Annotated in this window: 21 protein-coding genes; 8 read left to right on the forward strand and 13 right to left on the reverse strand. The window is 40.0% G+C overall.

Annotation, left to right across the window (positions count from 1 at the left end):
• Positions 1-75 precede the first annotated feature (75 nt).
• From MTF64_RS03365 to bcsR, 6 genes are read right to left on the reverse strand one after another with little or no spacing between them, the layout of a single operon-like run.
• Positions 76-3,894, reverse strand: coding sequence for a cellulose synthase subunit BcsC-related outer membrane protein (locus tag MTF64_RS03365; RefSeq protein ID WP_096739274.1), 3,819 nt, complete (start codon positions 3,892-3,894; stop codon positions 76-78).
• Positions 3,885-5,012 (reverse strand): cellulose synthase complex periplasmic endoglucanase BcsZ, encoded by a 1,128-nt coding sequence (gene bcsZ, locus MTF64_RS03370; RefSeq protein WP_096739275.1) that lies wholly within the window; start codon positions 5,010-5,012, stop codon positions 3,885-3,887. Before bcsZ ends, MTF64_RS03365 begins: the two co-directional genes overlap by 10 nt.
• Positions 5,012-7,258, reverse strand: coding sequence for a cellulose biosynthesis cyclic di-GMP-binding regulatory protein BcsB (gene bcsB, locus MTF64_RS03375; RefSeq protein WP_096739276.1), 2,247 nt, complete (start codon positions 7,256-7,258; stop codon positions 5,012-5,014). Before bcsB ends, bcsZ begins: the two co-directional genes overlap by 1 nt.
• Positions 7,251-9,920: a UDP-forming cellulose synthase catalytic subunit gene (gene bcsA, locus MTF64_RS03380; protein WP_096739277.1), complete on the reverse strand. Its 2,670-nt coding sequence runs from the start codon at positions 9,918-9,920 to the stop codon at positions 7,251-7,253. The genes bcsB and bcsA overlap by 8 nt, the downstream gene beginning before the upstream one ends.
• 2 nt (positions 9,921-9,922) lie before the next feature.
• Entirely contained in the window at positions 9,923-10,636 is a 714-nt protein-coding gene (bcsQ, locus tag MTF64_RS03385; protein WP_004588340.1) for a cellulose biosynthesis protein BcsQ, read from the reverse strand.
• A gap of 31 nt (positions 10,637-10,667) precedes the next feature.
• The gene (gene bcsR, locus MTF64_RS03390) at positions 10,668-10,847 is read right to left on the reverse strand and encodes a BcsR/BcsP family cellulose biosynthesis protein (RefSeq protein ID WP_004588341.1); all 180 of its coding nucleotides are present in this window, start codon (positions 10,845-10,847) and stop codon (positions 10,668-10,670) included.
• Positions 10,848-10,961: 114 nt separating this feature from the next.
• On the opposite strand from bcsR, the gene bcsE reads away from it, so the two are divergent.
• From bcsE to tyrR, 3 genes are all read left to right on the forward strand, one after another.
• The gene (gene bcsE / locus MTF64_RS03395; RefSeq protein ID WP_096739278.1) at positions 10,962-12,584 is read left to right on the forward strand and encodes a cellulose biosynthesis protein BcsE; all 1,623 of its coding nucleotides are present in this window, start codon (positions 10,962-10,964) and stop codon (positions 12,582-12,584) included.
• 169 nt (positions 12,585-12,753) lie between these two features.
• Entirely contained in the window at positions 12,754-14,334 is a 1,581-nt protein-coding gene (bcsG, locus tag MTF64_RS03400; RefSeq protein WP_248450574.1) for a cellulose biosynthesis protein BcsG, read from the forward strand.
• A 209-nt stretch (positions 14,335-14,543) separates the two neighbouring features.
• The gene (tyrR, locus tag MTF64_RS03405) at positions 14,544-16,100 is read left to right on the forward strand and encodes a transcriptional regulator TyrR (protein ID WP_004588344.1); all 1,557 of its coding nucleotides are present in this window, start codon (positions 14,544-14,546) and stop codon (positions 16,098-16,100) included.
• Between the two features lie 18 nt (positions 16,101-16,118).
• On the opposite strand, the gene MTF64_RS03410 is transcribed toward tyrR, so the two are convergent.
• Positions 16,119-16,613, reverse strand: a complete 495-nt coding sequence (locus MTF64_RS03410; RefSeq protein ID WP_054983023.1) for a hypothetical protein — start codon at positions 16,611-16,613, stop codon at positions 16,119-16,121.
• A 103-nt stretch (positions 16,614-16,716) separates the two neighbouring features.
• Here MTF64_RS03410 and MTF64_RS03415 point away from each other — a divergent pair, with 103 nt between their 5' ends.
• Positions 16,717-17,253, forward strand: coding sequence for a thioesterase family protein (locus tag MTF64_RS03415; RefSeq protein WP_248450576.1), 537 nt, complete (start codon positions 16,717-16,719; stop codon positions 17,251-17,253).
• 60 nt (positions 17,254-17,313) lie between these two features.
• On the opposite strand, the gene MTF64_RS03420 is transcribed toward MTF64_RS03415, so the two are convergent.
• Positions 17,314-17,967, reverse strand: coding sequence for an OmpW family outer membrane protein (locus tag MTF64_RS03420; protein ID WP_248450578.1), 654 nt, complete (start codon positions 17,965-17,967; stop codon positions 17,314-17,316).
• A gap of 261 nt (positions 17,968-18,228) precedes the next feature.
• Here MTF64_RS03420 and dapE point away from each other — a divergent pair, with 261 nt between their 5' ends.
• A complete protein-coding gene (dapE, locus tag MTF64_RS03425; protein WP_248450579.1) occupies positions 18,229-19,413 on the forward strand; it encodes a succinyl-diaminopimelate desuccinylase in 1,185 nt (394 codons plus the stop codon).
• Positions 19,414-19,777: 364 nt separating this feature from the next.
• On the opposite strand, the gene MTF64_RS03430 is transcribed toward dapE, so the two are convergent.
• Positions 19,778-21,484, reverse strand: coding sequence for a lysophospholipid acyltransferase family protein (locus MTF64_RS03430; RefSeq protein ID WP_248450581.1), 1,707 nt, complete (start codon positions 21,482-21,484; stop codon positions 19,778-19,780).
• A 162-nt stretch (positions 21,485-21,646) separates the two neighbouring features.
• Between MTF64_RS03430 and MTF64_RS03435 the strand changes: the two genes are divergently transcribed.
• Both MTF64_RS03435 and MTF64_RS03440 read left to right on the forward strand, forming a co-directional pair.
• On the forward strand, positions 21,647-22,567 hold the full coding sequence (locus tag MTF64_RS03435; protein WP_154945656.1) for a glyoxylate/hydroxypyruvate reductase A: 921 nt from the start codon (positions 21,647-21,649) through the stop codon (positions 22,565-22,567).
• Positions 22,568-22,663: 96 nt separating this feature from the next.
• Complete coding sequence (locus tag MTF64_RS03440; protein WP_024032281.1) at positions 22,664-22,804, forward strand: hypothetical protein; 141 nt, start codon at positions 22,664-22,666, stop codon at positions 22,802-22,804.
• A gap of 148 nt (positions 22,805-22,952) precedes the next feature.
• On the opposite strand, the gene smrA is transcribed toward MTF64_RS03440, so the two are convergent.
• From smrA to MTF64_RS03455, 3 genes are all read right to left on the reverse strand, one after another.
• Positions 22,953-23,534, reverse strand: a complete 582-nt coding sequence (smrA, locus tag MTF64_RS03445) for a DNA endonuclease SmrA (protein ID WP_248450582.1) — start codon at positions 23,532-23,534, stop codon at positions 22,953-22,955.
• 129 nt (positions 23,535-23,663) lie between these two features.
• Positions 23,664-23,909 carry a hypothetical protein gene (locus MTF64_RS03450; RefSeq protein ID WP_248450583.1) on the reverse strand — a complete coding sequence of 82 codons (246 nt, stop codon included), beginning with the start codon at positions 23,907-23,909 and terminating at the stop codon, positions 23,664-23,666.
• Positions 23,910-24,015: 106 nt separating this feature from the next.
• Positions 24,016-24,453 (reverse strand): hypothetical protein, encoded by a 438-nt coding sequence (locus MTF64_RS03455; protein ID WP_248450585.1) that lies wholly within the window; start codon positions 24,451-24,453, stop codon positions 24,016-24,018.
• Positions 24,454-24,555: 102 nt separating this feature from the next.
• Here MTF64_RS03455 and MTF64_RS03460 point away from each other — a divergent pair, with 102 nt between their 5' ends.
• On the forward strand, positions 24,556-24,939 hold the full coding sequence (locus tag MTF64_RS03460) for a response regulator (RefSeq protein ID WP_004588354.1): 384 nt from the start codon (positions 24,556-24,558) through the stop codon (positions 24,937-24,939).
• 111 nt (positions 24,940-25,050) lie between these two features.
• Here MTF64_RS03460 and rpsT read toward each other — a convergent pair whose 3' ends face one another.
• Entirely contained in the window at positions 25,051-25,311 is a 261-nt protein-coding gene (gene rpsT / locus MTF64_RS03465) for a 30S ribosomal protein S20 (RefSeq protein ID WP_004588355.1), read from the reverse strand.
• Between the last annotated feature and the right edge of the window lie 4 nt (positions 25,312-25,315).

The raw sequence follows: 25,315 nt of genomic DNA on the forward strand, positions 1-25,315 counted from the left end.
AGTTACAATTGCGCTCAAGTATACATATACCTTAGTGCGAGGGGAAGCATTCGCGATATATCACCTTGCACTGCGTTAAAAGTCTGCATAGGGAATAATTGGGGTGCCAGGAAACTCTAACGTCCCGTACACAGGGTTGAAGTAATAGCGAATATAGAGCTGGCCAAAGTTTGGTTCGTAAAAGTCAGCACGATCGATGGCTAAATAACCACCAAAAAACCAATGCGGCGTTATACGGTACTCAAAGCTTCCTTCAAGATTGTATGACACGCCAGAGCTGTTATCACTCTCAAATACAGGGTCCACCCCGGTAATCGATTCTCTATCGTAGGCTTGTAGCTGCAAGTCTGTATCGTTAGGATAAAAATCAATGGCTTGGGTTTTTGTTTGCGAATACGAAATCCCCGTTTTTAAGCGATAAACAAAATCATCGCCCCAGCGCGCATCGTAGCTTAAAGGCACCGACAACCCAACGTAGTTTTGTGGGCTATAGTAACCGCCGTGGCCCCATGTTTCTTCACTTAAATTATACTGATATGCCCAATGCAATAGACTTGCGCCGACGGTAAACTCACGCTCTTGATTACTAATAACGCGATAATAAGACCCGCCCATTACTCTATAGCGTTGGTTATCTTTAACATTTTGCCCTTTATAGAGCGTAAAGTCGGCGCTTGACCAAAAGCCCCAATCGCCACCTAAGTCATGAGATAGGTTGGCAGTTAGGCCTGTTGAGCGCACGCCGCCCCAAATTTCACCGGTATTTACATCTTCAAGCCCAGCATAAGAGAGCACGGAGCTTGTTACAGGGCGTTTTTCGAGCTCTAGGCTATAACCAAAGTCGCCAATACTGTTGGCGTAATTTACACCCCATACTATGTCTTCAATTAAAAAGCCAAGTGGGGTCGTGCCTACATCAACACGCCAATTTTCATTTTGCCATCCAATACCTATGTCGACCCCATCTTGCTCAGGGCTTACTTCATCAATAGCACAGGTAAATATACAAAGTGCACCTTGGCCGTAGCGGCTACCAGCAAATTGCTCATCAAAGCGAGTTGTTTGTGCGCTAATAGTGGTTGGGTCTATTTTAATAAACCCTTGGCCTTGCCAAAGTGGAAAGTAGGCCTCAATAGGTACTAAGCCTGCGCCAAGAGTTGCCTCGCTTTCGGTGCTTGTTTGGCCACTAAAGTTTACCCCAATAGCAATGTATGCTTGGTTTTTGCTTTGCTCATTTATAAGCTCGCGCTTAGCGCCATTAATATACCACGCATCATTTTCATCTATGCGAGCAATTTGTTTGTAAAACGATTCATCGTTTAGGCGTTGCTCGCTTGATAGCGTTTTTAAATACCATTGCTTAGCTTGGTCTTGTTCATTAAAATTTCGAGCAACTTCAGCGCCTAAATAACTAAGCTCTTTATCATTGGGTGATTTAGCAATTAATTGATTGGCTAAAACTAAAGCATCACCTGCGTAATTAAAGTCATTTAACGAGGCCATTATTTGGCGCTGTAAGTAGGCTTGCTGATCATCTGTTTGCGTTATTGCGCGCTCAGTAACTTCTTTTGCCTGAAAGTCGTTACCTAATTCTCTGTAAGCTTTTGCTATTGCAAGCATTGCTTGAGGTTCAATTGGCTGATTGTTTTTCAGTTTTTGCTGATAAACAATAATTGCTGACTCTTGTTGCCCCAGAGCTAAATTAGCATTTATTAATGCCGTGGTGATGGCGGGTGTACTTTGGTACTTTTGATCAAGCTGGTTCAGCTTTGCTAATAATTCGCCACCTTCGTAATACTGATTAATATACGTGGTGTATAAATTGACGTACTGTTCTACTTCGCCAGCACTTACATTATTTGGCAAGCTGTAATGAGAAAACCATTGTTCTACAGCAGGGCGCTCGTTTTGTTCTAATAGCCACTGCGCGTAAAGCATATGCCAATAAGGTGATAAAGTAGGCTCAGTATTTAATGCGTTATTAATTAACTTTAGAGCGTGTTTTTTCTCATCTATTTGATACCAGCTACGCGATAGTTCGGCTTTCATTACTGGAGTTAAATTTTGCGCTTCTAAATTACTTAAATGAAAAATAGCCGTGGTTCTATTTTTGGTATTTAAGTGTCGCTCGCTTTGTCGAAGAGACTCGTTGAGCCTAAGCTGTTGCTCAAGAGTAATTATGTCGTCATTTCGATCATTAACCGGCACATACTCTAAGGTGTTTAAAGCGCCTTGATAATCATCAATTGAGCGTAAAAATAAAGCATGGCTATAACGTAACTGTGGATTGAGCGGAAACTGCCAAAGCACATTATTAAATAACGTTTTTGCCTTTTGAGTTAACCCGTTTTGTTGATAAATAAACGCTAAATCGTAATAAAGCCAAGGCTGCTCAGGGGCCAGTTCAATAGCCCCTTTTAAGGTTTTCTCAGCAAGCTCTGTATCGCCTGCATCACTATATTGGCGTGCTTTTTCGCGAAGCTGGCTACTTAACGTTGCCGCATACACAGGTTTTAGCTGTGCTTTTTGAGACTGAGATAAAGCATTATAAAACTTGATTAACGACTGCTCATTGTTATCCAATTCAACAATTTCTAATAACCCTGTTAGAGCGCCATTATTAAGCGGATCATTTTTTAACACGGTTTGATAAATAGCGGCCGCTTGTGAATAATTACCTTGAGCAAATTGTAACAATCCGCGGTTATACAAAACGCTAGCAGGGTCTTGCTCAAGTGTGTCGGCTAAATTTAATTTAAGCAACGCCGTTTTAAACTGACTATTATTAATGGCTTCTTTAGCTTGGCGTATGTAAAGCCAAAACTTCGCTGTGGCGGCTAAATCTTTTAGCGTTTCTCGCTCGGCAAAATCGGCGGTATGCGAATACGCCTTAGTAAAATAATTATAAGATGTTTGATTTTTACCCATACGCAAATAAAGGGTGCCAAGGCTGCGCATAATTGCGCCATCGTTAGGGCGCCCTTTGAGCGCTTTTAGTAAAAGCGGCTCTGCGGCAACGAGCTTGTTTTTTTCAAGCAACGCCTCACCTTTAAGCCATAGTTGGTAGGCCGGGTTAGCTAATAATTTTTGTCGCGCTTTTAAATCTTTTTTGAAATCTTGATACTGTAATTCGCCTTTGCTGCTAAACGGATACACGCTAAAGTAGCGCTGAAATTGCTTTTCTGTAGCGCTATTTAATTGCATGTTAGATAAAGCACCTAACCAGATTGCTTCTACTTCATTACTGTAGCGAGAGGTGGCACCATATTTACTTAAAATAGTTAGCGCGGTGCTATCAGTGGGGTTATTTCTGAGTAAGTGGCGCGCATATGCAATATCTACCGCGCCGATGTTTTCGTAACTGCGTAGTAGCCTTTCGTAGCCTTTTTTTACATTTTGCCATTGGCTTTGCTCTTGTGCATACCAACTTAAATGCTCAAGCTCAAACGCTAAGCTTGGATAGGTGTTTTTAAAAAGCCTGCTGTAAATTAATCGCGCTTGTTCGTAACGTCCCGCACGGGCAAGTAATTTAGCTTGTTGTATATCTGCTTTGTCTTCGTTTTCTAATCTAGCAATTAATCGTAATTGTTCTACACAAGGGTGGGTACGTGTGTTGTTACCGTCAATTTTTCTTAAAATTTGATTTGCTTGTATAGCCTTACCATTGGCAAACTCAAAACGAGCAAGCGCACACTGGCTTTCTATTCGATTAGGGGCAATGGCCAATAACTTTTGTAAGCTATCGGCAATTAAATCTTTATTTTCTTGCACTTCACCAATATTGATTTGGCTTAAAAGCCACTCAACAGAGTGTGTATCAATGTCATTATTTGTTTTAGCATGCACACTTGCGCTGACTGCTAACGTACAAACAACAGCCCATTTTAACGACATTCAGTGCTCCACCTTGGCTTGAGCGTCCCGTCTGCTGTTATTAAGAAGCGCTTATTAAGCGCACTACTACCAAACAGATTTAATACACTGTCGTAATAGCGTGTTTGTGTGAATGACTTATCGACCATTAACTTTTGTTGAATGGCCATAACCAAAGAATCATCGCCATTTTCTTTTAGCATGGGCAGTAGGGCAGCATTAAAGCCTAATGGGCCACGCTTTTGGATTTTGCCAGAGCGCGCATAGGTATTTAAAGGAACGTAGCCACGGCTGTTTATAGCCTCTACAAAAGGGGTAAACTGCTCGCTTAGTTGTGCTTTGTATGGCGCATCGTTCGCCATCATGCTGGCCCATAAGTAAACCCTAATGGCGTTAAAACTGCCTAAATCGGTTGCTTTTTTATCGTAATAAAAACCTTTTGCTGGGCTATACATCACCCAGTCAGGGCTCACTCCGTTTTTAGCGGTATCCAAAATAAGCTTTGCAGACGCTTCATGTAATTGCTGCCAAGGTGAGTGCGGGTATAATTTGCTAAATTGCTGATAAATAAATAACGGTGAATAACTAGGGTTGAGTTTATAGGTGTTATTTTCAAATTCAAACCCAGCAGGGGCAGGTAATAAAGTAAGCCCTAAGCCTGAAATATAGGCGGTTTCTTCTCGCATAATACGCTGCGCTAATACAGCAGCTAAAATACTATAGCGGCGGTCGTCCCATAAAATAGCTGCTTGCGATAAACTATATGCTATCCACAAATCAGAATCTGATGCTGGGTTTGAGTCTATAATCCCATAGGTATCATTACCTGTTTCACCCCATTGCCACGCAGGCAGACGTGTACTTAAATCGCCTTCAGAGAGATGGTCTTGCGTCCAATCTAAAATGCTATCAAACGCGGCTTTATCGTTTGCTACTAGCGCAAAAAATAGTGCGTATGATTGCCCCTCTGAGGTGGTAATATTTTGTTTTGAGCCTAGGTCTATTACGCGGCCTTCATCACTAATAAAGTGATTTTTAAATACTTGCCACCCCTGCCAAGGCTCGCACTGCTGCGTTTGCGCTGACACAGAAAAACTTAAAAAAGCGGCTACTAATAATGCTCGGTTAAGTAATGTCATTATTCATCTCCTTCAGCTAAACGCTTATGGGTGAGTGCTTGTAGTAATCGCCATAAAATAAATGAAATTAGTAACAGCGTTAATATTGAAAGCAGAGCTAGAATAAATGGATGGTCAGATAAATGGAACCACACCAGCGTATGTACAGGAATATGACCAACAAAGTATTGCTCTTCGGTTTTTATTGTTTTAACGCCTTGTGAGTTTATAACCGCAGCACTGCCTTTTAATTGGCTTAATGTTTGCGAGTCCATAAGGGTTTTATCAATTAAGCCAAATGCTTTTTCAGTGGTGGCATTAAGTGATACAACAGAGCGCTCAGAATCAAAAGGAGATTGATAAGCTGTAATTACCGCCATATCTCCGCTACTTTTTACACTTACTTGTATTTTATCTGTGGCTTGCTCATCGTATGCACCGTTGTAAATTGCTTGCTTTATTTCACGTTGGTTATTCGTTAAAAGTACGTTTGTATGCGCATCTTCATCTAGTTGCTGAGCTTTGCTGCCAGGCTTTGCAACAACTAAAATATCTTTGTCGTCTAAATCAACATTTTCATTTAAATGGGCCACTGTCATTCTGTGGGTTGGATACCCCGTTATTGCGCCAAAATGACCGGTAAGATTAAACAGCAAAGTTAACGCTTTTGCAGAAGGCTGCGGGTCAATTAGTACAAGTGTTTGCTGTAAATCGGCATATTTGGTGTACGGGAAGCCACTGTTCGCAAAAACATTCAAATCTGGCAGGGCAATGTAATGATCAAAACCACTTACATCAATATTAGAATTACCATCAATAACACCAAACTCACCACCAGGTGGTGCTATTGCACACTCACCTTTTTTCAGCACACTAAATCTAAAATCAAAGTTTAGCTCGTTCCGAGTGGCTAGGTTTATGCCATTAAGTGAAAAGTTTTCTGTGTTTTGTGTAGTATCGGTATTGGCAATAAGTGGCAATAATGTTTTTGTAGTATTGAGTGTAGAGTCGTCGTTATCTAACAAATATCCACTAATAAACTTTTGATTAATCAACATATTTAACCGAGAATCCAAAGACTCGCTCTCGGGTGTGCTGCGATATTGCAATGTAATGGGGATGCCTTTTTCACGCCAAGTAAATAAATCTGGAGCAAAACGCACGTTTAATTTTACGGGTCCGTTATTTAACCCTTGTGCTTGTAGCTGATTGTCAAAATCAATTAATTCGTCAAAGTGTACTGCTCTATCAGCGCGTAACCAGCGCGGGGCATCGTAAGCCTTGCGAAGCGGTAGTTGGTTAATTGCTTCTATGCTAGCTGTTCTGCCGGTCATGACTTTATGGCCAAAGGCCAATCCCGTGACGGCGGTTTTTAAATCGTCTTCATCACGCCCTAAAATAAGCAACATTTTGCTGTATCTATGTAGTGGGTTTGAAATAATCTCAACGGTTGGCTTTTCCACATCGGGATAGTCTTTTAAAAAGTCAGGCTTTGAATCGTTGGTAATAAAAACCACGCTGTGCGTATCTAATGATTTGTTAATCACCACCGGAAAATCAGCACCACGCCAGTCAGCTTGCGCGCCAAACCAGCTTGAAAGAGTCGCAGCCGCTTCAATCGTTTTGGTGTTAGGTGTTTTTGCAAACACAAACGGTAAGCTTAACTTATTGTAATCTTTGGCATCAAAAAAGGGCTCTGGTAAATATTCTAAACGGCTATCTATTGCCAGTTGCTTTTGATTGAGCGTGATATTGCTCGATTTATTAATTTCGGTCCAAATAGAGCGACTAAAGTAATCTTGGCAACGTAAATCATAATAACCAACAAGCTCAAACCGTACTTGGTTGTAGTCTTGTACATACTTAGCATTGAGTTTTAGGCTATGGTTAACGGTATTTTTAACCACACTTAGTTGCTCATTTATGGGCAGTACAGTGACTAAGTTTTCATTAAAATACACTTTTAAATGCGACACGTTAGCAATCAATGAGGGCGAGTTTGTGTACGAAAAATTAAGCTGTAAATCGGTGCTTAATTTATCAATGCGGTTGGTAAAATCCACTCTTGAGTTGTTGTTAATGCCATCAAGCTTGTAGCCATTAAAGCCTAAAGCAGCAAAGTCTAATCTTAAACTAGACACGTTGGCGCTTTCTGGGTAGCCATTTATAAACACAGATTTATCGTGCATTGGCTCAATAGCACATGCTTTGTAAGCACTGCATGTTAAAAACAGTATTAGAAATGTATTAAGCAAATTTTTAATCATAATTATTATGCACTATTGGTTTTTTAGGGGTGAAAGAGTTTATATATACAACAATTTTTGTCATTAGTTTTACAAAGGGTTGTAATGGCTTAGGAGCATGAAACAATAAATTGCTAAATCCTCTTAAACTTGTTTTTTGTACTTCTTTAAAGCTATATGAAGGGCGGTCATGACGAAAATTATTTTGCCAGTCAAGCCACGCATCCGCTCTTGAAAAGGTGCATTGTATAAATGCTTTTTGCTTTTCGAGCGAGAGATCTTTTAACGTTAAGCCAATTTGTTTGTTTCGGGTGTTACATACATACGTTGTAAACGAAAACTGTTTATTTCCGCGGCTCATTAATAGCTCTATTTTGTCGTTTACTCGGCATAAATGAGCGTGCTCTGTTTCAATGCCCACCCCATTATCAGAGTAATCGGTTATTTTAACTTTTAACGTATGCCCATTTGCTAAGCGCACGCCAGCCGGAAAGTTTGCCTTAATACGGTGTGACTGCCTTACTTGCCTAGCTTCTGCAGCAACGGCTACCGCAGCGCCTAAAATAATAATATTATAAATTGCCCAGCCCATGCTGATTAACAAAACGCCCACTTGGCTCGGATCGCCAAAGCCTAAGCGTAAAACACCTACAAGCATGCCAACTAAGTTTATGAGTAAAAGTACCAAGTAGGGTTTAGATATACCCCAATCGTAATGCTCTTTATCATTTAAGCCGCCTTTTTCTGTTACGTTAAACTTACCCTTATTAGGGTTTATTAGCGCAACGGTTGTCGGCTTTAATATGTACCACGCAAGAACAGACTCATATACTTCACCCCAAAAAGAGTAGCGATATTTACCCTGAATTCGTGAGTTGGTCGCTTTTATTTGTATGAGTGTAGGCACTACATAAATAAAAATAGCTAAAAACGGCGCATAAATAATGTAAGCATTAAAGTATATGAGCGCCAGTGGCGCGGTTAAAAATACAATACGCGGAATGCCCGATAAAAAGTGCAGCATGGCGTTTAAGTAGCACAGGCGCTGTGGTATATCGAGCCCTTTACCTAAAATTGGGTTATCGAGCCTAAATATTTGCGCCATACCCCGAGCCCAACGAATACGCTGGCCAATATGTGCAGAGAGGCTGTCGGTGGCAAGGCCTGCAGCTTGTGGGATATTTATATAAGCGGTTTTATAACCGGCACGTTGCATACGCAGAGCAGTGTGGGCATCTTCGGTTACCGTTTCAAATGCAAAGCCACCAATATTATCAAGTGCTTCACGTTTTAAAACGGCGCATGAGCCACAAAAGAAGGTGGCATCCCACATGTCATTACCATCTTGGATCAACCCATAAAAAAGCATGTTTTCATTAGGGATTTGGCTGTGGTTATTTAAATTACGCTCAAACGGGTCTGCTGAGAAAAAGTGATGCGGTGTTTGCACTAAACATACTTTGCTGTCTTTTAAAAATTGCCCCATGGTCATTTGTAAAAATGAGCGGGCAGGTACGTGGTCGCAGTCAAAAATAGCAATGTAGTCGCCGTTAGTGTAGCGCATGGCACTATTCATATTACCGGCTTTAGCGTGGTTATTATCGGGCCTTGTTAAATAACCCACCCCCACTTTTTGAGCAAATTCTTTGAACTCAGGGCGTTTGCCATCATCAAGAATATAAACGTTGAGCTTATCAGCAGGCCAATCAATGCTCATCGCCGCAAGCGTGGTAGGTTGTACAACGCTTAATGGTTCATTATAAGTAGGAATGTATACATCAACTGTTGGCCACAAGTCGGTGTTTTCTGGCAACGGAACAGGTTTACGCTCTAGGGGGTTTATAGTTTGAAAAAAGCCTAAAATGAGCACTAGCCACGCATAGGTTTCTGCCAGCAGCAAGCCTGCGCCTAACGTAAGCGCAACAGGGTCATCCCAATTGAGGGTTTCTGTGTAGCGCCACCATAAATAACGCGATGAAGTGGTTACCGATAGGGTGATCATTACAATGGTGGCCATTTGCCCTTTAACGCGCTTGAGCCCGTATGCCACTATCAAAATAAAACTAATAAACACGGCTTGCGCTTCTAGGCTAAACGGAATGGTTATAAAAATAGCCAGTAAAAACAATATAAAGGCTACAACCACATATTTTATTAGTTTATTTTGCCAAATCTTAGCGTCAGCCATGGTTTTAAAAGCACTTTTTTTAGAACCCTTAACGTTTTTTGATAACAAACGCTTTAGTAATCTACCTAGCTTTAAGTCAAACCAACGCAACTGTTTAAGTGAATAACTTACCCCATTATAAAACTGATTTGATAGCCGCTCCCTAACAGAGCTATTTTTAGGTTTGTATTTAAAAAATAACAAATAAACGCTTTGAATGATAAAGCGCAAAATGTTTGAGTAAATAAACGTGCGGTACGGCAAGCGAAGATGCGGGTAGTAATCATATAAAATAAGTTCAAAGTTAATTTTGTGGTCTTTTATATTGATAAACAATGAACTAATCAGCGTAATAAAAGGCATTAAAAAGGCTTCTATTACGTTTACTTTGTGCTGGTTAAAATAACTATGAAACTTAAATAAAATATAACGTACAAGTTTTTCAGTAAAAATAATGCTTAACAGTAAATACAAAGTACTGTGTATTGGGCGCTTATAAAATAAAGAAAAGCTCATAACTACAGGGCCGATTTACTTACAAGCCAGCCGGCAAGTGTTTCAAAGTCATCGTTAGCAACACTGTAAGGCGCACAATTAAGCGCTACATTTCTATAGGCTGTAGACTCTTTAATTACTTCATCACTATTTATAAAAAAGGGCGCCATAAGCGGCAAGGTAGATTGCCATAAAGAAAACAGGTCAAATTCAAGTGTGGATGCAGAGTTATAACGATTGACTAAAAAGAAGTGTTTCCACTGGTTGTCAGTGTGTTTTAACGTTTGTAGTTTTTTATAAATTAAGCTGTGGCAAATAGCATCACAATTAACTATTTCAATCACTATGTCGTTTTTATCGAGCGGATAGTGGGTGATATCAATATGTGCAGGGCAATCAAAAAGAAGCCAAGCATTATTGTTATAATCCAGTTTATTGCAATTGTTGATAAAGTCGAATAACGCGGCGGTACTAACACTTTTATCGCCAAAAGGTAAAAATACTATGCCATCACTATCTTGATGAAAGTGCTCAAGGGCTTGTTCAAAGTCCTGCTCGTTACTCCAGCCGTGGTTGTACTGCCAAGGCAGGCCAAAGTGCAGGCCCAAATCGCTTTTAGAATCTAAATCTATAGCAATAACGTCAGAGCCCGACTTTTTTAATACGCAGGCTAAGTTGGCAACCATAGAAGTAGCGCCAGTGCCGCCTTTAATGCCTTTTAGAAAAATTCTTTGCAAGGGGTTGTTTACCTGTCGTTTCAATTACTACTTACGCATTTACTGCACGGTGTATTTCGTTCAGTAATGCGTATTTTTCTATTGTTTGTTTATTTTTTTGTTTATTAACAATTTCAACGTAATCTTCACTTTTGCCGCCAAAACGCCGTGCAAGGTTCTCAATGTCATTTGATGTTAAGGTTTCAGAGCTTTTTGTCGTTAAATTACGCATTGTTGCCTTTATGGTGAAGTTTATTATTTTTATTTAAAGTGGACAATATTTGTCTATTATATATAGAATAGCGGGTAAAACTAGTAAAAAAGTATTTTTTATAGGCTAAATTCAGTGCAAAACTTTAACATTTCAGGCTTGCAGCCCTATGCTGCAGAGCTAAAACCTGCATCGTTATATGCAATTTTAGCCCCTTTAGACAATTTTGCTACTGAACTGGCATTACATGCAATTAATAAACCCTCAGCCTCTGATATTTATATTGTTTCTTCTCAAATAGAAACATTTTTTGAAGGCCCTTTTAGCGATGCATTAAATCATGCATTTGACCAACACAAAGTGCATCCGTTTAGGTTTTCGGCAGATACACGCGACTGGCCAAAGCAACAAATAATTAACAACACCCTAAAAGAGCTAAATGCTTATAAACAGCTAAATAATGCATTAGTCATTGTTCACTTTAGTACGACTGATTTAGCTTCATTGGATCAAAAGCAACTGATTCAAAGTGTTCAGGCCTATAAAAAATTTAGTACACAATCAGGAGCGACCGTTTTATTTTTAGTTTCAGGCCCTGAGGTGACTAACTATCGCTTTTTATTAAGGCGATTAAATTCGGACCTCGACGGGTTGGTATATGTTGAAAATGATTCAACAGTGCGCGTACTAGAGTACGATTATTGGCATCACAGTACAGGTATCATCGCCTCTGTACAGTATCCATTAATGATTGAAAATGGCTGCTTTAAAGTGCAGCAAAATAGTATTACGGAACAACAAACCTCAACATCGGGTGTATTTGCAGATGAAGACGACGTGTGGATTGTACAAGGAGCTATTCCCGAAGGGACCAAGCTTCCTGCAAAATATAAAATAATAAAAGACAACAATGCGCTTTTTTCAAAAGGCCCTAAATTAGAGGCGGCAACATTGGTATTTGCAGTCTCGCGTTATACCGATTTAGCCTTGCTTGCTAAACAATGTTTTGAGCTTAGAAAAAACTGTGGTCGCTGGCTTAAATTAGTAATTCAGAACGTTGATGGGGTGATCCGCCATCAAGATGAATGCTTATTTTTGACCTTAGGTGTTAATCTTATTTTGTATAGTTTTTCAGAGCCTTCAAGGTTGCTCTCACAAGTTCAGTCAATTCAAGGGTTTCAATTTTCAAGGCCGTTACCGCCTTCTATTGAACATGTACTTCAATTTACCGAAAATACCTTTTCTAAAGGTTACCTGCCTTTTATAGAATTTACCAAACAGGTAGAAGTTCACAGCGACTCAGCTGTAAATTTAGGGGTAAGCGGGGTGTTGGTTAAATTAGAGCTTTTGCCTCGGATTGACCCAATCCACCCTTTGCATTTATTTCATATAAAGCGAGAAGGTGACGTATTCAGTTTGGTAGAAAACACCGTGTATTTGTATTTACATGCGTGTCGCGAAAATGATGTTAACAATGCGATAAAGCACTTGTTTAAATTAGAAACAAACGATTTTTTTGCACAGCAAAATATTATTTCCGATCATTTTTATATTCAGCAAGAATGTAAACAGCTTAGGCGTTATTATGCGGGCCAAGATATAACCGATTACTCTGCCCAATTAAAAGAGAATGAAAGCTATAAATTTTCGCAAAAAATAGATCCAAATGTTGCAGCTGATTTAGAAACACCAGAGTTTACTAAAAACGAGCGCGCAGATGCTGTGCCGTTTAAAATGGCCATAAAGAGTAACGTATGAGTATCAATCAATTATTGATTACAGCAATTTTAGCGATGCTAGTTGGCGTATTTTTATGTATGTCGGGGTCGTTGATACTGAAAAAAATAAAAAAATACTATGCTCAGCTTACGTTTAAACATGAAGTACTCGAACCTTACAAACCAAATAGGATAAAGAAGGGTAAATAGTGAAATTATCAGGCTTAGGGGTGTGGAACCTCTATTTTTTAGTTAAGTTTGCACTTTTTTATTATGGTGCAATCGACTTTGGCTTATTAGCAAATGCTGCGCTGGCTGCTTTTTTTGCTATTTCTTACACGCACCCTTTACTAAATAAAGCCAAACATTGGTTAGGCGCGGTAATGGCCATTGTTTTACTTTATAAAGATTCGTGGTTGCCTCCTATAGACCGTTTAACACGCCAAGCTGGTAACGTGCAAGACTTTAGCTTTGGCTACTTTTTAGAGCTCATGGCGCGGGTTATTAATGTTGATATGTTATTAGCACTGTTTGTTATTACTGTGTGCTTTTGGTATTGCTCACAGTGGATACGCTTTACCACCGTAACAGTTGTTGGGCTTATGTTTGTAGCTTGGCAGGGCACAAACAACGAGGATAATTTAATTTCACAGCCAGTGGCGGCTAATAATGTTCAAACAGCGGCGCCTCGTGCACAAGCACAAGTGGTAACGCAAGAAGCAAAATCGCCTGATCAGCAATTAAAAGAGTTTTATCAGCAGCAAAGTTTGCTAGCAAGCCAATTCCCTCAGCAATATGATGGCGAGTTATTTGATGTCATAGTACTAAATATTTGCTCGATGGCCGTGGCTGATCTAGAGGCCATTGGCGTAAGCCTTGATGATTTATATAGCGATTTTGATGTGGTGTTTTCTGATTTTAATTCGGCGACTTCGTACTCTGGGCCTGCTGCAATTCGCCTGCTACGAGCAAGTTGTGGTCAAACAAGCCAAACTGCCTTATTTGAAAATGTGCCAGAGCAGTGTCATTTGTTTAAAAATTTAGAAAACTTAGGTTACAAAAGCAATGTGGTTATGAACCACGACGGCCACTTTGATGAGTTTAAAGGTTTGGTGAAAAAGTTTGGTAAAATAGATGAGCAGCCTTACGATATAACTAACTTACCTGTAGCTCAATACGGGTTTGACAACAAACCTATTTACTCAGACGGGGCAGTACTAAACTCATGGTTAAATGATAAAGGTGAAGACTGCGCGCCATGTGCTATGTATTACAACACCACCAGTTTGCATGATGGCAATCAACTAGCGAATCAAGCCCGCATGAGTAGCCTTGAAAGTTACCCAATTAGACATAAAAACTTATTTAACGATATTAACGGGTTTATTAAAAACCTAGAAAAACGTGGCCGTAATGTCATGCTGATGATAGTACCTGAACACGGCGCAGCATTAAAAGGCGATAAAGTGCAGTTTGCTGGGCTTCGTGAGATACCAAGTCCAAGTATTGTATCTGTTCCGGTGGCGATTAAGTTTATTGGTAAAAATGTACAAAGCTATTCACAAACGCTTGTAAGCGAATCAACAAGTTACTTTGGTTTATCGGAGCTAATTAGTGGCGTGCTTAGCACAAACTTTTTTGCAGGTAATGGCAATATTGCCGACTTAGTTGATACGCTGCCTCGCGCACCTAAAGTAGCCGAAAACGCCGATACAATAATGATGTATGTTAATAAGCGCCCTTATATTCAATTAGATGGCGGAGACTGGACCCCATACCCGCAAAATTAATAGCATATATGCACGACCCCTTTTAAAACGCAGCTTACACGCTGCGTTTTTTAGTTTTAAGCTGCACGTTATTACAGTTTGATGTTTATAGGCGTGAGTTTACAGCGATAAAGGCGGTGGTTTGTCCAAATTTGTTTACAATTTACTGTATTGAATAACGGAGTTAGCGTATTATTCGGCTAATATAGTTTTTCCTTATTCGAGGATGTATGCGTCTAGATATTCATTGTGCCGACCGTGTAGGTATTGCCCAAGAGATCCTAAATATTTTAGTAAACTACGATGTTGACTTAAAAGGGATTGAGGTTGATTCGGTAAATTGCCGTATGTATGTAAGCTTTCCTGAAATTGAATTTGAGCAATTTCAAAAAATTATGCCTTCCATTCGTTTGATTGATGGCGTACATGATGTTCGCACAACCGCCTTTTTACCCTCTGAGCGAGAGCATAACGAATTAAATACACTGCTGCGTGCACTTCCCGATGGTGTTATTTCGATTGATGCAAAAGGGTGGGTACGTTTGTGTAATGACGCAGCCTGTAAAGACCTACAGTTGAGCGAAAAAGAAGTGGTCGGGGCCAATATTAATAACCTACTAAAAGGGTTTAACTTTACGCGTTGGTTAGAAGGCAAAGAAGTACTTGGACAAACAACCCGGGTAGATGTTGCTGGTGAAGACTTTATTGCCGATATTTTACCGATTGCCGTCCCGCAAGGTGGTGAAGGTGACGTGTTAGCTGGTGCGGTTATAAATATAAAATCGCAAAGCCGCCTTGGTCAGCAGGTCAGTGCCTTTAGACGTTACGGGCAAGAAAGCTTTGCAACTATTCACAACTTTAGTACTGCTATGCGCAGAGTAGTGCGCGAAGCACGCAAAATGTCGCAGCTAGAAGCCCCCATTTTAATAACCGGAGAAACTGGCACAGGTAAAGAGCTCCTTGCTCGTGCGTGTCACTATGCCTCTAATCGTTCGGTTAAGCCGTTCATTGCACTTTCGTGCGCATCTTTGCCAGATGATGTGGCTGAATCTGAATTATTTGGTTACGCCGGATATGAAGAAAACACCGCACCTAAACGCGGGGTACTAGAGCAAGCAGATGGCGGTACTGTGTTTTTAGATGAAGTTGGCGAAATGTCTACACAGCTACAAACAAAGCTGCTGCGCTTTTTACAAGACGGCACATTTAGAAAAGTGGGCGACGAAAACGAAGTAAAAGTAAACGTGCGTATTATTGCAGCCACACAAAAAGATTTACCCGCAATGGTGCAAGAGGGCGTATTTAGAGAAGACTTATACTATCGAATTAATGTACTCACATTAGAGATTGCACCACTGAGAGACCGTAAAGCTGATGTGGGCCCATTAGCCGAGCACTTTATTCAAAAGTACGCGCAGCAAAACGGCCACGCAATTCCGCTTTTATCACAAGAGTGCTTACGCTTTTTACAAGAGTACCCGTGGCCAGGTAATGTGCGCCAGCTAGAGAATGCAATTTATCGAGCGGTGTCGTTACTTGATGATAGCGAGCTACGTGTAGAGCATTTGCAATTGCCTACCTTTACCCACGATTTAGGCTATTTAGAGTCAGATTTTGAAGGGTCGTTAGATCAAGCTGTAAAACGTTTTGAAGCAACCTTGCTACGCAAATTGTATCCGGCTTACCCAAGCTCAAGACAATTAGCTAAGCGTTTAGGGCTTAGTCACACTGCAGTGGCAAATAAACTACGAGATTACGGTATTAATCGCAAAACTGTTAAAGTTTAATAGCCGGCTTACTGGGCACTAGCTCTTAGTGCCCATGTTTTTAGTAACCCCATCAATGGCGATAGTTTCTATGCCATTTTCATCAAAATTAATCACTATGCTTGCGTTATTACGAGTAAAAAAGTAACTGCGGCCATTCAGCTCAATCACGTAATTGCCTTTTACGGGGTCTTTAAATTGCTGCTTTTTTAAACTGACAGTATGTTTACCTATTTGCCAATCAAACGCTTCAATAAAGCCATTATTAAACTCTTGTACCCACACTTGGCTATCGTCTTTAGCTAAAGTGATTGCTACCGAGTATGAGTTAGGTAATTGCGACATATCGTAGCTTTTGCTACCTATCGAAAATTTGCCAAGCTGCTGCTGCCATGCAAAGCCAAAATTAAAGGTTTTTTCTATACCTGTTGGGTAAGTTACCGTACCTGGGCCTTTAATTGTAAAATCGGCTAGTGCGCAGGTGCTAATGCATAATAAACTGGTTGTGAAAAGTGTCGCTAATTTATATTTCATACTATGACTTTTTTATATTTATAATTTGAGATTAAAACAGAACATTCGCCTTAACAAGTGGCTATGTTACACTGAGTTAACTTTATACTGGTAAGACCTTCTCGTGAACTTATATATTAGACTTCTTTTATTATTTTTTAAAATTAAGCGCAACCGCGACTACCAACAGTTACTTGATACTGTTGATATTGATTACAAAGTACTGCCAACAGACTGCGATATAAACCTGCATCTAACAAACTCGCGTTATTTGGCTATGATGGACTTGTCGCGCACTTGGATGATTGAGCGAATTGGTCTATTAAAACAAGTAATGAAGCGCCGTTGGTTTCCTATTGTTAATGCTACAGCCATTACTTATATTCGCGATATTAAACCTATGCAGCGTTATACCATTAGTACCAAGCTGGTGGGGTGGGATCATAAATATTTTTACATTGAACAAAAGTTTCATTCTGCACGTGGCCTGCACGCTATAGCGTATGTGCGCGGTGTGTTTAAAAACAAAAAAGGCATTGTGAGTATTGAAGAAATGCTTGAAGTAGCCGAGTTTGATGGTGTAGCGCCTATTTTGCCAAGTGAAATTATGCACTGGAAAGAAATGCTTGAGCAAAAAAAGGTGAATAACCTTCCTAAATAATTTTCATAAAATAAGGCCTTTCGGCCTTAAACACATAGAACATAGGCGCTGCAAACTTAATTAAAAGCTGTACCTTACACCAAACATGGCAACGACAGGGTCAAGCTCAACGGTTGATGTAAGGGCTTTTGCACCGTTTGCATACACTGTGGCATCGGTATCTATATCAATCATTGATACCATGGCATGTAGCCCCCAATGTTGATCGATTTTATAGTTAGCGCCTACTTGTGCAATAAAGCCAAACGAATCATCGAGTTTTACTTCAACATCGTCAGTGCCTAGGGTTGCTTTTAGCGCTTGAGAAGGCTGCTCGTCAAAAAAGGTGGTGTAATTTAACCCTACACCAATAAACGGGCGTAGCGCGTAACTTGTATCTAAAAAGTGGTATTGCGCAACCAATGATGGCGGAAGCTGTTTGATGTCGGCAATTTTATTGCCAGCTAACCCACCTGCGCCATTTACATCGTGCGAAAACGGCGTAGCGGCAATAAGCTCTAACACCCACTTATCGTTAAATGCATAATCGATTGTAATACCTAGCTGCGTGTCAGAGTCGCCTTTGAGAGCTAGTGTTGGCGCTTCGTTAATTGCCGAGCTGCTGTTATCTGGATTTACATTAATAGCGCCAACATTAACGCTAAGGTTAGCGTGTGCCGCAGGGGTAATAGCAAGTAAAGAGGTAAGTAATGCAATGCTGATTTGGGTTTTCATGTTGTGCTCCAATAACTACTTTTTGATTGACGCTATTATTACAATCTCCGAGCGTTGAAAACCTGTTCTAGATCAAAGTTTCAAAAATGTTTGAAGTATGTGAACCCTTTTCTTGATTTAGATTAAAGTCAGTGCAAAAAGTATTTTAATTAATTGACACAGCTATGTATTTAACGGTCATCGCACTGTATTAACTTTGCCATTATGTGGTCATATTTTCGCGCTTTAATAATCTCTCTTATGGTTATTGAGTGTGTTGTTATGTCTGTTGCAAAAGTATCGCAAAACAGTGTAAGTAAACCTTTAAGCGCGGTGGTAAAAAATACGCAAACGCTTATTAGGTTTGAGTCTGTAACGCCTAATCAAGGCGGAGCCATAGATTGGCTTAGCAATGAGTTAACTGCGCTTGGCTTTAACTGTGAGCAGTTTACTTTTGAAGGCGTTACCAATTTAATTGCCTACGTTAGTTTTGAACAAGAAGGACCTTGTGTTGCGTTTTCTGGGCATATTGATGTTGTGCCTGCCGAGTCGGGCAACTGGCTAAGCCCGCCTTTTGCTGGCAATATTATTAATAATGCCGTGTATGGTCGCGGCGCTGCCGATATGAAAGGCGGTGTGGCGGCTATGCTTGGTGCTACTAAGGCACTATTAAAAGATACTAAAAGTAAAAAAGGGCGTTTTTATTGGCTTATTACCTCCGATGAGGAAGGAGAGGCCGAATTTGGCTCAGAGGTAATAGCCGCGCGTTTAGCAAAAAATAATATACAACTTGATGGCTGTATTGTTGGTGAGCCGACAAGCTCTACACACGTAGGCGATACAATTAAAAATGGTCGCCGAGGCGCTATTTCTTCTCGTATAAAAGTACACGGCAAGGCCGGACATGTTGCCTACCCACAGAACACTATAAATGCTGCGCATATTGCGGGTAATATTGTAAATTGTTTAAGTAATTTAACATGGCCTGACGATGAGCCAAGCTCTAAAACCACCTTGCAAGTGACCGGCATTAATATAAAAAATGTTGTTGATAATTTAGTGCCTAGTGAATGCGAAATTACCTTTAATGTGCGATATAGCCATGGTTATACAAGCAATGCAATAAAGCACTGTATATCAGCGGCGCTGAGTGAATACGCCCAGCACCTGGAGGTTGAATGGGAGCGAGCGTGTGAGCCCTATTATACGGCACCAACAAACGGGTGGAGTTTATTGCAGCAGTTAGAGCACACCATTTATGCGCAAACAGGGAGTTACCCCATGTTAAGTACCAGTGGCGGTACTTCTGATGGCCGATTTTTTGCAAACCAGCATACCCAAGTTATTGAGTGCGGCGTTAAAAATAGTACTATTCATCAGGTAAACGAGCATGTTCCGGTTGATGATTTACTTAAAATTGAGGCCATTTACACAGACTTATTAGCGCGAATTTTTAGCCATAAATAGTAATCGCACAATAAAAATAAACAGCGAGAATCACCTCGCTGTTTGTTTGAGTAGGGCGTGTTGATCTTTAATGATTGAGTTTGCAGCAGTATGTTTGGTTTTTAGGCAAGGCAGAGCCTATGAAGTGTGGTTATTCCCCATAAATAGGCGATAACGCAGCATAAATGCCAAACATGCGCTGCCCTTCGGGTTCTGCCTAGGGGCGATAAACTCTTTGTTGCTCGGTTTTTACTTATTCTTACAGGGATGTAAGTCATTAGAATAACGCAGGAGCAGTTATCGAGCCCACTAGGTTACAAACCTCGCGCCGCGATTAAATCGCCCCTAGATTGAACAAATTTCAATCCGTAAAGTTCAACACGCCCTAACCTAAATAGCGCTTGGCTTTATTTTCTTTTACGTTTTGTAAATCTACCAGCACTAACCCATCAATACAGTTGTTAAAGTCGGGGTCGATACTAAAGCTTAAAAACTTTACGCCGCCAGGCTTGCACAGCTCAGTATATTGCTTAAATAGCGTAGGAACTTGTGCCCCCATATTGGCCAGTACATGTTTTAATTCTACAAAGTCTTCTTTTACATCGTTGCCACTAAAAACAGTTTCACACTGAGTGAGTTGTTGCTCGCTTAATTTAAACTCGTTATTGGGGGTGGCGAGGTGTTGCTCTGATTTATAATAATGTTGATAGTAATGCACGAGCATGGCTTTTGCTTGTTCAGGCAAGGCGTTAGAAACGCTCACCGCGCCAAATAAGTAACGATATTGCGGGTAGTTTTTAATAAATGCGCCAATACCGTACCATAAGTAGTCTAAGCTTTTACGCCCCCAATATTTAGGTTGCACAAAGCTGCGGCCAAGTTCTATACCTTGCTCTAAATACGGTTTCATTGCTTGTGTGTAACTAAATAAACTATCGGTGTATAAGCCTTCTCGGCCATGTTTCTCTATTATTTCCTTTGCACAAGCAAGGCGATATGCACCCACTAATTCTAGCTGCGTAGGATCCCATAGCACTAAGTGTTGATAATCCATATCATATTTGTCGATGTCGCGGCGTTTTCCGCTGCCTTCACCTACCGCTCTAAAGGCAATTTCTCTCAGTCGTCCAAGCTCTCTAAACACTGGTGAGCTGCCAGTGTACTGATATAAATGAATATGCATGCCATCTTGTGTTTTGCCTAATAACTGACAACTCTCTATGGCTTTTTTTAGCTCTTTGCGGCACTCGGGTATAGCAATAGGGGTTTGGGTTTTAAGGGGAAGGGGCTTTTTAGTGGTAAGGCGATAAAGTTGCTTGCGAATGAGATTAACGATTTCTTTATCTTTTAAGTTTTCGATTAAATATGACTCAGGCGGAATGGAAGCACCAATTTCAAACTCTAATGACTTTTGTCGCTGCTTAAACATTTCTTTTACTAATAATAAGCTCGCAAGTGGTTTGTAAATCATTGAGGTGCCATAAAAAAGCGGGCTGTTTTTGGCCTTTATATAAATAGGTAAAATAGGGCTGTTTGCTTTTTTAGCCATGCGTAAAAAGCCACTGTTCCACTTGCAATCTTTAATACCGGTAGGGCTTAAACGCGAGACCTCTCCCGCAGGAAAAATAAGTAACGCACCTTCATCTTTTAAGTGTTTTTGTATATTACTTAATTCTTGTTTTTTACTAGTTCCCGATAAATTATCTACTGGCAACAGCAATGAATGCATAGGGGTGACCGACATTAGCATGCGATTGGCAACCACTTTTAAATCTTGCCTAACGCTGGAAAGTACTTTTATCAGCGCAAGTGCGTCGAGCGAGCCAATGGGGTGGTTAGCCACAATAACTAACTTACCTTCGCTGGGTATGTTTTCAATTTGTTTTGGTTTGTAGCGGGTATCAAAGTCAAGCTCATCAAGCACTTGTTCAACAAACTCTAGCCCTTGTAAATGGGGGTAAGCATCGCCAAAGGCGACAAATTCTTGTTCATGTAATAAGTAGCCCAGTCCCTTTTTAACTAAACCTTTTACTTTAGGGGAGTTCTCTAATTGTGGTAAGTTTGCTGCTATTACTTTATCAACGCTTATCATATTAACCTCATTTACAATTTGGCCTATTCGCCATCCTGTTTAGAGTAAAAAAAGGGTGTGACATTTACTTTGCAGTTGTGTGACTTTTTAAAGAGCACATCACGAGCTGCTCAGTTGTTTATTAGTGTAGATAAAATTTATTTAATAAAATTAGGAGCTTCTATGTCGGTATTAGTAGCCATTACCGGGCGAGATAATACAAAGCTAATTGCAAAGCTAAAAGAGCTATTACCCAATGAAGAGATAATGCAATGGCCAGAGTGTAAAAAGCTCAACAATGTAGAGTTTGTATTAGCCTGGAATGCACCAGATGATTTGTGGCAGCAATTACCAAATTTAAAAGCGGTGTCATCGTTTGGGGCGGGTGTAGATAGTATTAATATGTCTTTATTGCCTAAAGAGGTAGACGTGGTTCGCATTGTTGATACTGAGCTTGCTCAAGATATGGCAGAGTACGTGCTAGGCCATGTACTTGCGCACAAGCTGCGTTTAAAAGAGTATTTTGTTAAGCAATCACAATGCAATTATAAACCTAAGCGTGCATATAAATATAATCACGTGGGTATTTTAGGCTTTGGTGAGCTAGGTAAAGCGTGCGCCAAAAAACTAACCCTGAATGGCTTTACGGTAAGCGCTTGGTCAAAAACTGAAAAAAGTGATGAGCAGGTGCATCTATATTCTCAGCAGCAAGGCCTTAATGAAATGCTGCCCACAATTGACTACTTGGTATGCCTACTGCCGCTAACAAAAGATACTAAGGGTATTATTAATGCCGATTTATTAGCTAAGTTACCGGCCCATGCGTGTGTAATTAACGTTGCCAGAGGAGAGCACCTAGTAGAGCAAGATTTAATAAACGCACTTAACAGTGAAATGTTAAGGGCTGCCACGCTCGATGTATTTACCCAAGAGCCGCTACCGCACGACCACTCATTTTGGCATAACGCTAAAATAACTATTACACCACACTGCGCCGCGTTATCTGATTTAAATAGCGTAACAGCGCAAATTGCAGAAAATATTAATCGCCTAAAAAGCGGCCTTACATTAAATAATCGGGTTAATAGAACAAAAGGTTATTAATAGATAGCAAAACAGTTTAACAAACAGCTTGTTAACATTTGTAATTTTAATTATTGTGAAGTTTAGTCACTAAAATAAAAATAATAAGAGTAACGTATGAAATCAAGTCAAGGCGGAGTAAAACTAAGTTTAGTAGTGGTTTCTATTATAGTGCTAGGCGTGTCTGCTTGGTTTAACCAAGCGAGTGCCGATCAAGTGCCACAAAGCAAAAGTTCACAAACTTCACAAAGTGAATAAGTGCATTTGCAGGCAAATTATAAAAAGTGGACTCTATTAATTTGTTTTTGGCTTAATAAAGCCAGATCATTAAAGAGTACCCACTTTTCATTAGGCCATTTAATTACTAAAGTGCGCTTCGTTACTGGTATTTAGTAAAATAAGTTAATTAGTACCGTTTAGCATGGATCTCTCGGTTTTCATGCTTTTTCTCATCACTTTTTTTAAGCAACACATATGTTGCGCCACTGCCACCATGGTGCTTTAAAGCGGTATGATACGCTAATACCGCGGGTAGAGCCTGTAGCCACTTATTAACATAGCTCTTTAGTATACCGGGCTTAGCTTTATTTTTTATACCAATGCCATGGCGTACTAATACAACGCGAATGTTTCGCTGGTGGCAATCAGTAATAAAGTTAAATAATGTTGTGCGTGCGTTTTTGAGTAATTGGCCATGCAAATCTAATGTGGCATCAACTTGGTATTTAGCTAAGCGTAAGTTTTTAAATACTGCGCTTTGTACGCCATCTTTTTTAAAACTGAGTAATGCATGCGGGTCTAAAAGCTCTACATGCTCAGATTGTAAGTAATTTTCGTCATTCGCAAGGCTAAGCTCGGCAGCTTTGCGTTTTTCTTGTTGGGCAAGGGTGGCACTGGGATTACTTGTAAGGGGAGTTACAGTATCGTGGTTTATAGGTTTTACATCTTCCATAGAAGATAAAAATAAATCGAAATCAGATAAAGACATAGTAAGACCTAAATGAGGATTAATACGAGATAAATTTTATCTTAGTTCAATTTGTTCCCCAAGCCTTTTAATTTTTTCAAATAAAAAAGCCCAGCAAGGCTGGGCTATAAAATATTCTAAGGGGAAATGTTAACTATGCGTTACATTAAATTGTCCAAACGTATATACTTTGAACAAGTAAAATGTATTGATCAACACTAAACTCATATTCGAAATAACACTCGACGACATTAAATCCAAACTAAAAGACAAAAATAACAGACCACATGCACTAATCGCTGCAACACGCAGTATTGTTATGTGGTTAATAAAGAATGCACCTAAACCTAGTGCAAGTAATACAGTGTTTAAAAGCCAATCTAGCTCGTTTAGCATGGTCGTTTCAATAGTTCAGTTGTTGAAAAAAGGAGCGCCATTATGTTGATCTTTTGCGCACCTTTCAACCAAGTAATTTTAAATTTTCAGATTAGTTTTTTTAATGCTAAATATAGCTAGCTAGTGCTGCAAAAAAGCCATTATTTTTTATTAGTTGGTACTTTTGACAGCTTTGCGGCGCCTTCATATCTGCGCATAAATAAAGGGCATTGCGCTTCTCGTCTAGCTGCGGGTGTAAGTTTGAATCAAGTAATGTACGGCCATACCCAAAGACCCCAGGCCAATAAATACTTTCGCTCACTAACCCTAATTTTTTATAGGTGAGCAAAGTTGGTTTTGGAAAAATAATGGCTACAGCAAAAATGATAGCCAGCGTAATAAGTAACCCTGTTTTAGACTTTACAGGCTGCTCCGCTGGGGTTGATGTTGGGTTAGCTGAAGATTGCGGTGCTGTTTGCGGCCTATTGCGGGGCTTTTTTACAGGGGTTTTTCTTTTTTGTGGTGTTTTACCAAGCAATGATTGTTTTTTTGTGTTGTTTGACATAAAGCAAATCTGGCCTTTTGAGCGTAGGTCTCTATAATAAAATGATTAAATATCTAGTTATATAATAACTTATACAATGCTTTTAGCCTACGAGGAAGATACATGGATACGCAGCTATCAATTTTAATAGTAGATGATGTTAGCACAGTGCGTAGTTTTTTGAGCCAAACGCTCATGCACTTAGGAATAGAAAACGTTAAAGAGGCTTCAACGGCTAAACAATGCATTAGCGAATGCCAAGCAGCTAATTACAATATGATTTTTTTAGATATAGAACTGCCTGACGGCGATGGTAAAGAGTTAATCGCGCAAATTAATGATATTAACCCTGAAACTAATGTGGTGATGGTATCGGCCCATTCAGCAGTAGAAAATGTTAAAGAAGCCATTGATAAAGGTGCTAAGGGGTTTGTGGTTAAGCCATTTACGCCTAAAAAAATTGCGGCCATGTTGAAAAAGTTCTATCCCGATTTGGAAAATGTTTAACCAGCTTTAATAGTAATGCGTTAAATCAGCTTAAAGTTTAGCGGATTGCAAAATACCAAATTTTAGATATAAAAAAACCGGCCTAGGCCGGTTTTTTAATCATAAAACAAATTATAGCGCTTTAATTTTAGCTGCTAAACGGCTCTTATGACGAGCTGCTTTGTTTTTATGAATTAGACCCTTAGTTGCGTAACGGTCTAGGATAGGTGTAGCAACAGAGAAAGCTTGCTGTGCAGCTTCTTTATCGCCAGCTTCAATAGCAGCGGTTACTTTTTTGAAGTAAGTACGCATCATTGAACGACGGCTTGCGTTGTGCTGACGGTTTTTTTCGCTAGTGATAGCGCGTTTTTTTGCAGACTTGATGTTAGCCAAGGTT

The organism is Pseudoalteromonas sp. 2CM41L (assembly GCF_023161905.1).
GTDB classification, from domain to species: Bacteria; Pseudomonadota; Gammaproteobacteria; order Enterobacterales; family Alteromonadaceae; genus Pseudoalteromonas; species Pseudoalteromonas atlantica.

Excerpts from the sequence above, each read along its gene's own strand:
- bcsA (WP_096739277.1), bottom strand. The coding sequence starts at position 9,920 with ATGAGCTTTTCTTTATTTTATAAGCGCCCAATACACAGTACTTTGTAT.
- MTF64_RS03365 (WP_096739274.1), bottom strand. The coding sequence starts at position 3,894 with ATGTCGTTAAAATGGGCTGTTGTTTGTACGTTAGCAGTCAGCGCAAGT.
- bcsR (WP_004588341.1), bottom strand. The coding sequence starts at position 10,847 with ATGCGTAATTTAACGACAAAAAGCTCTGAAACCTTAACATCAAATGAC.
- tyrR (WP_004588344.1), top strand. The coding sequence starts at position 14,544 with ATGCGTCTAGATATTCATTGTGCCGACCGTGTAGGTATTGCCCAAGAG.
- dapE (WP_248450579.1), top strand. The coding sequence starts at position 18,229 with ATGTCTGTTGCAAAAGTATCGCAAAACAGTGTAAGTAAACCTTTAAGC.
- bcsB (WP_096739276.1), bottom strand. The coding sequence starts at position 7,258 with ATGATTAAAAATTTGCTTAATACATTTCTAATACTGTTTTTAACATGC.
- MTF64_RS03460 (WP_004588354.1), top strand. The coding sequence starts at position 24,556 with ATGGATACGCAGCTATCAATTTTAATAGTAGATGATGTTAGCACAGTG.
- MTF64_RS03455 (WP_248450585.1), bottom strand. The coding sequence starts at position 24,453 with ATGTCAAACAACACAAAAAAACAATCATTGCTTGGTAAAACACCACAA.
- MTF64_RS03430 (WP_248450581.1), bottom strand. The coding sequence starts at position 21,484 with ATGATAAGCGTTGATAAAGTAATAGCAGCAAACTTACCACAATTAGAG.
- MTF64_RS03440 (WP_024032281.1), top strand. The coding sequence starts at position 22,664 with ATGAAATCAAGTCAAGGCGGAGTAAAACTAAGTTTAGTAGTGGTTTCT.
- MTF64_RS03435 (WP_154945656.1), top strand. The coding sequence starts at position 21,647 with ATGTCGGTATTAGTAGCCATTACCGGGCGAGATAATACAAAGCTAATT.
- MTF64_RS03420 (WP_248450578.1), bottom strand. The coding sequence starts at position 17,967 with ATGAAAACCCAAATCAGCATTGCATTACTTACCTCTTTACTTGCTATT.
- MTF64_RS03450 (WP_248450583.1), bottom strand. The coding sequence starts at position 23,909 with ATGCTAAACGAGCTAGATTGGCTTTTAAACACTGTATTACTTGCACTA.
- smrA (WP_248450582.1), bottom strand. The coding sequence starts at position 23,534 with ATGTCTTTATCTGATTTCGATTTATTTTTATCTTCTATGGAAGATGTA.
- bcsZ (WP_096739275.1), bottom strand. The coding sequence starts at position 5,012 with ATGACATTACTTAACCGAGCATTATTAGTAGCCGCTTTTTTAAGTTTT.
- MTF64_RS03410 (WP_054983023.1), bottom strand. The coding sequence starts at position 16,613 with ATGAAATATAAATTAGCGACACTTTTCACAACCAGTTTATTATGCATT.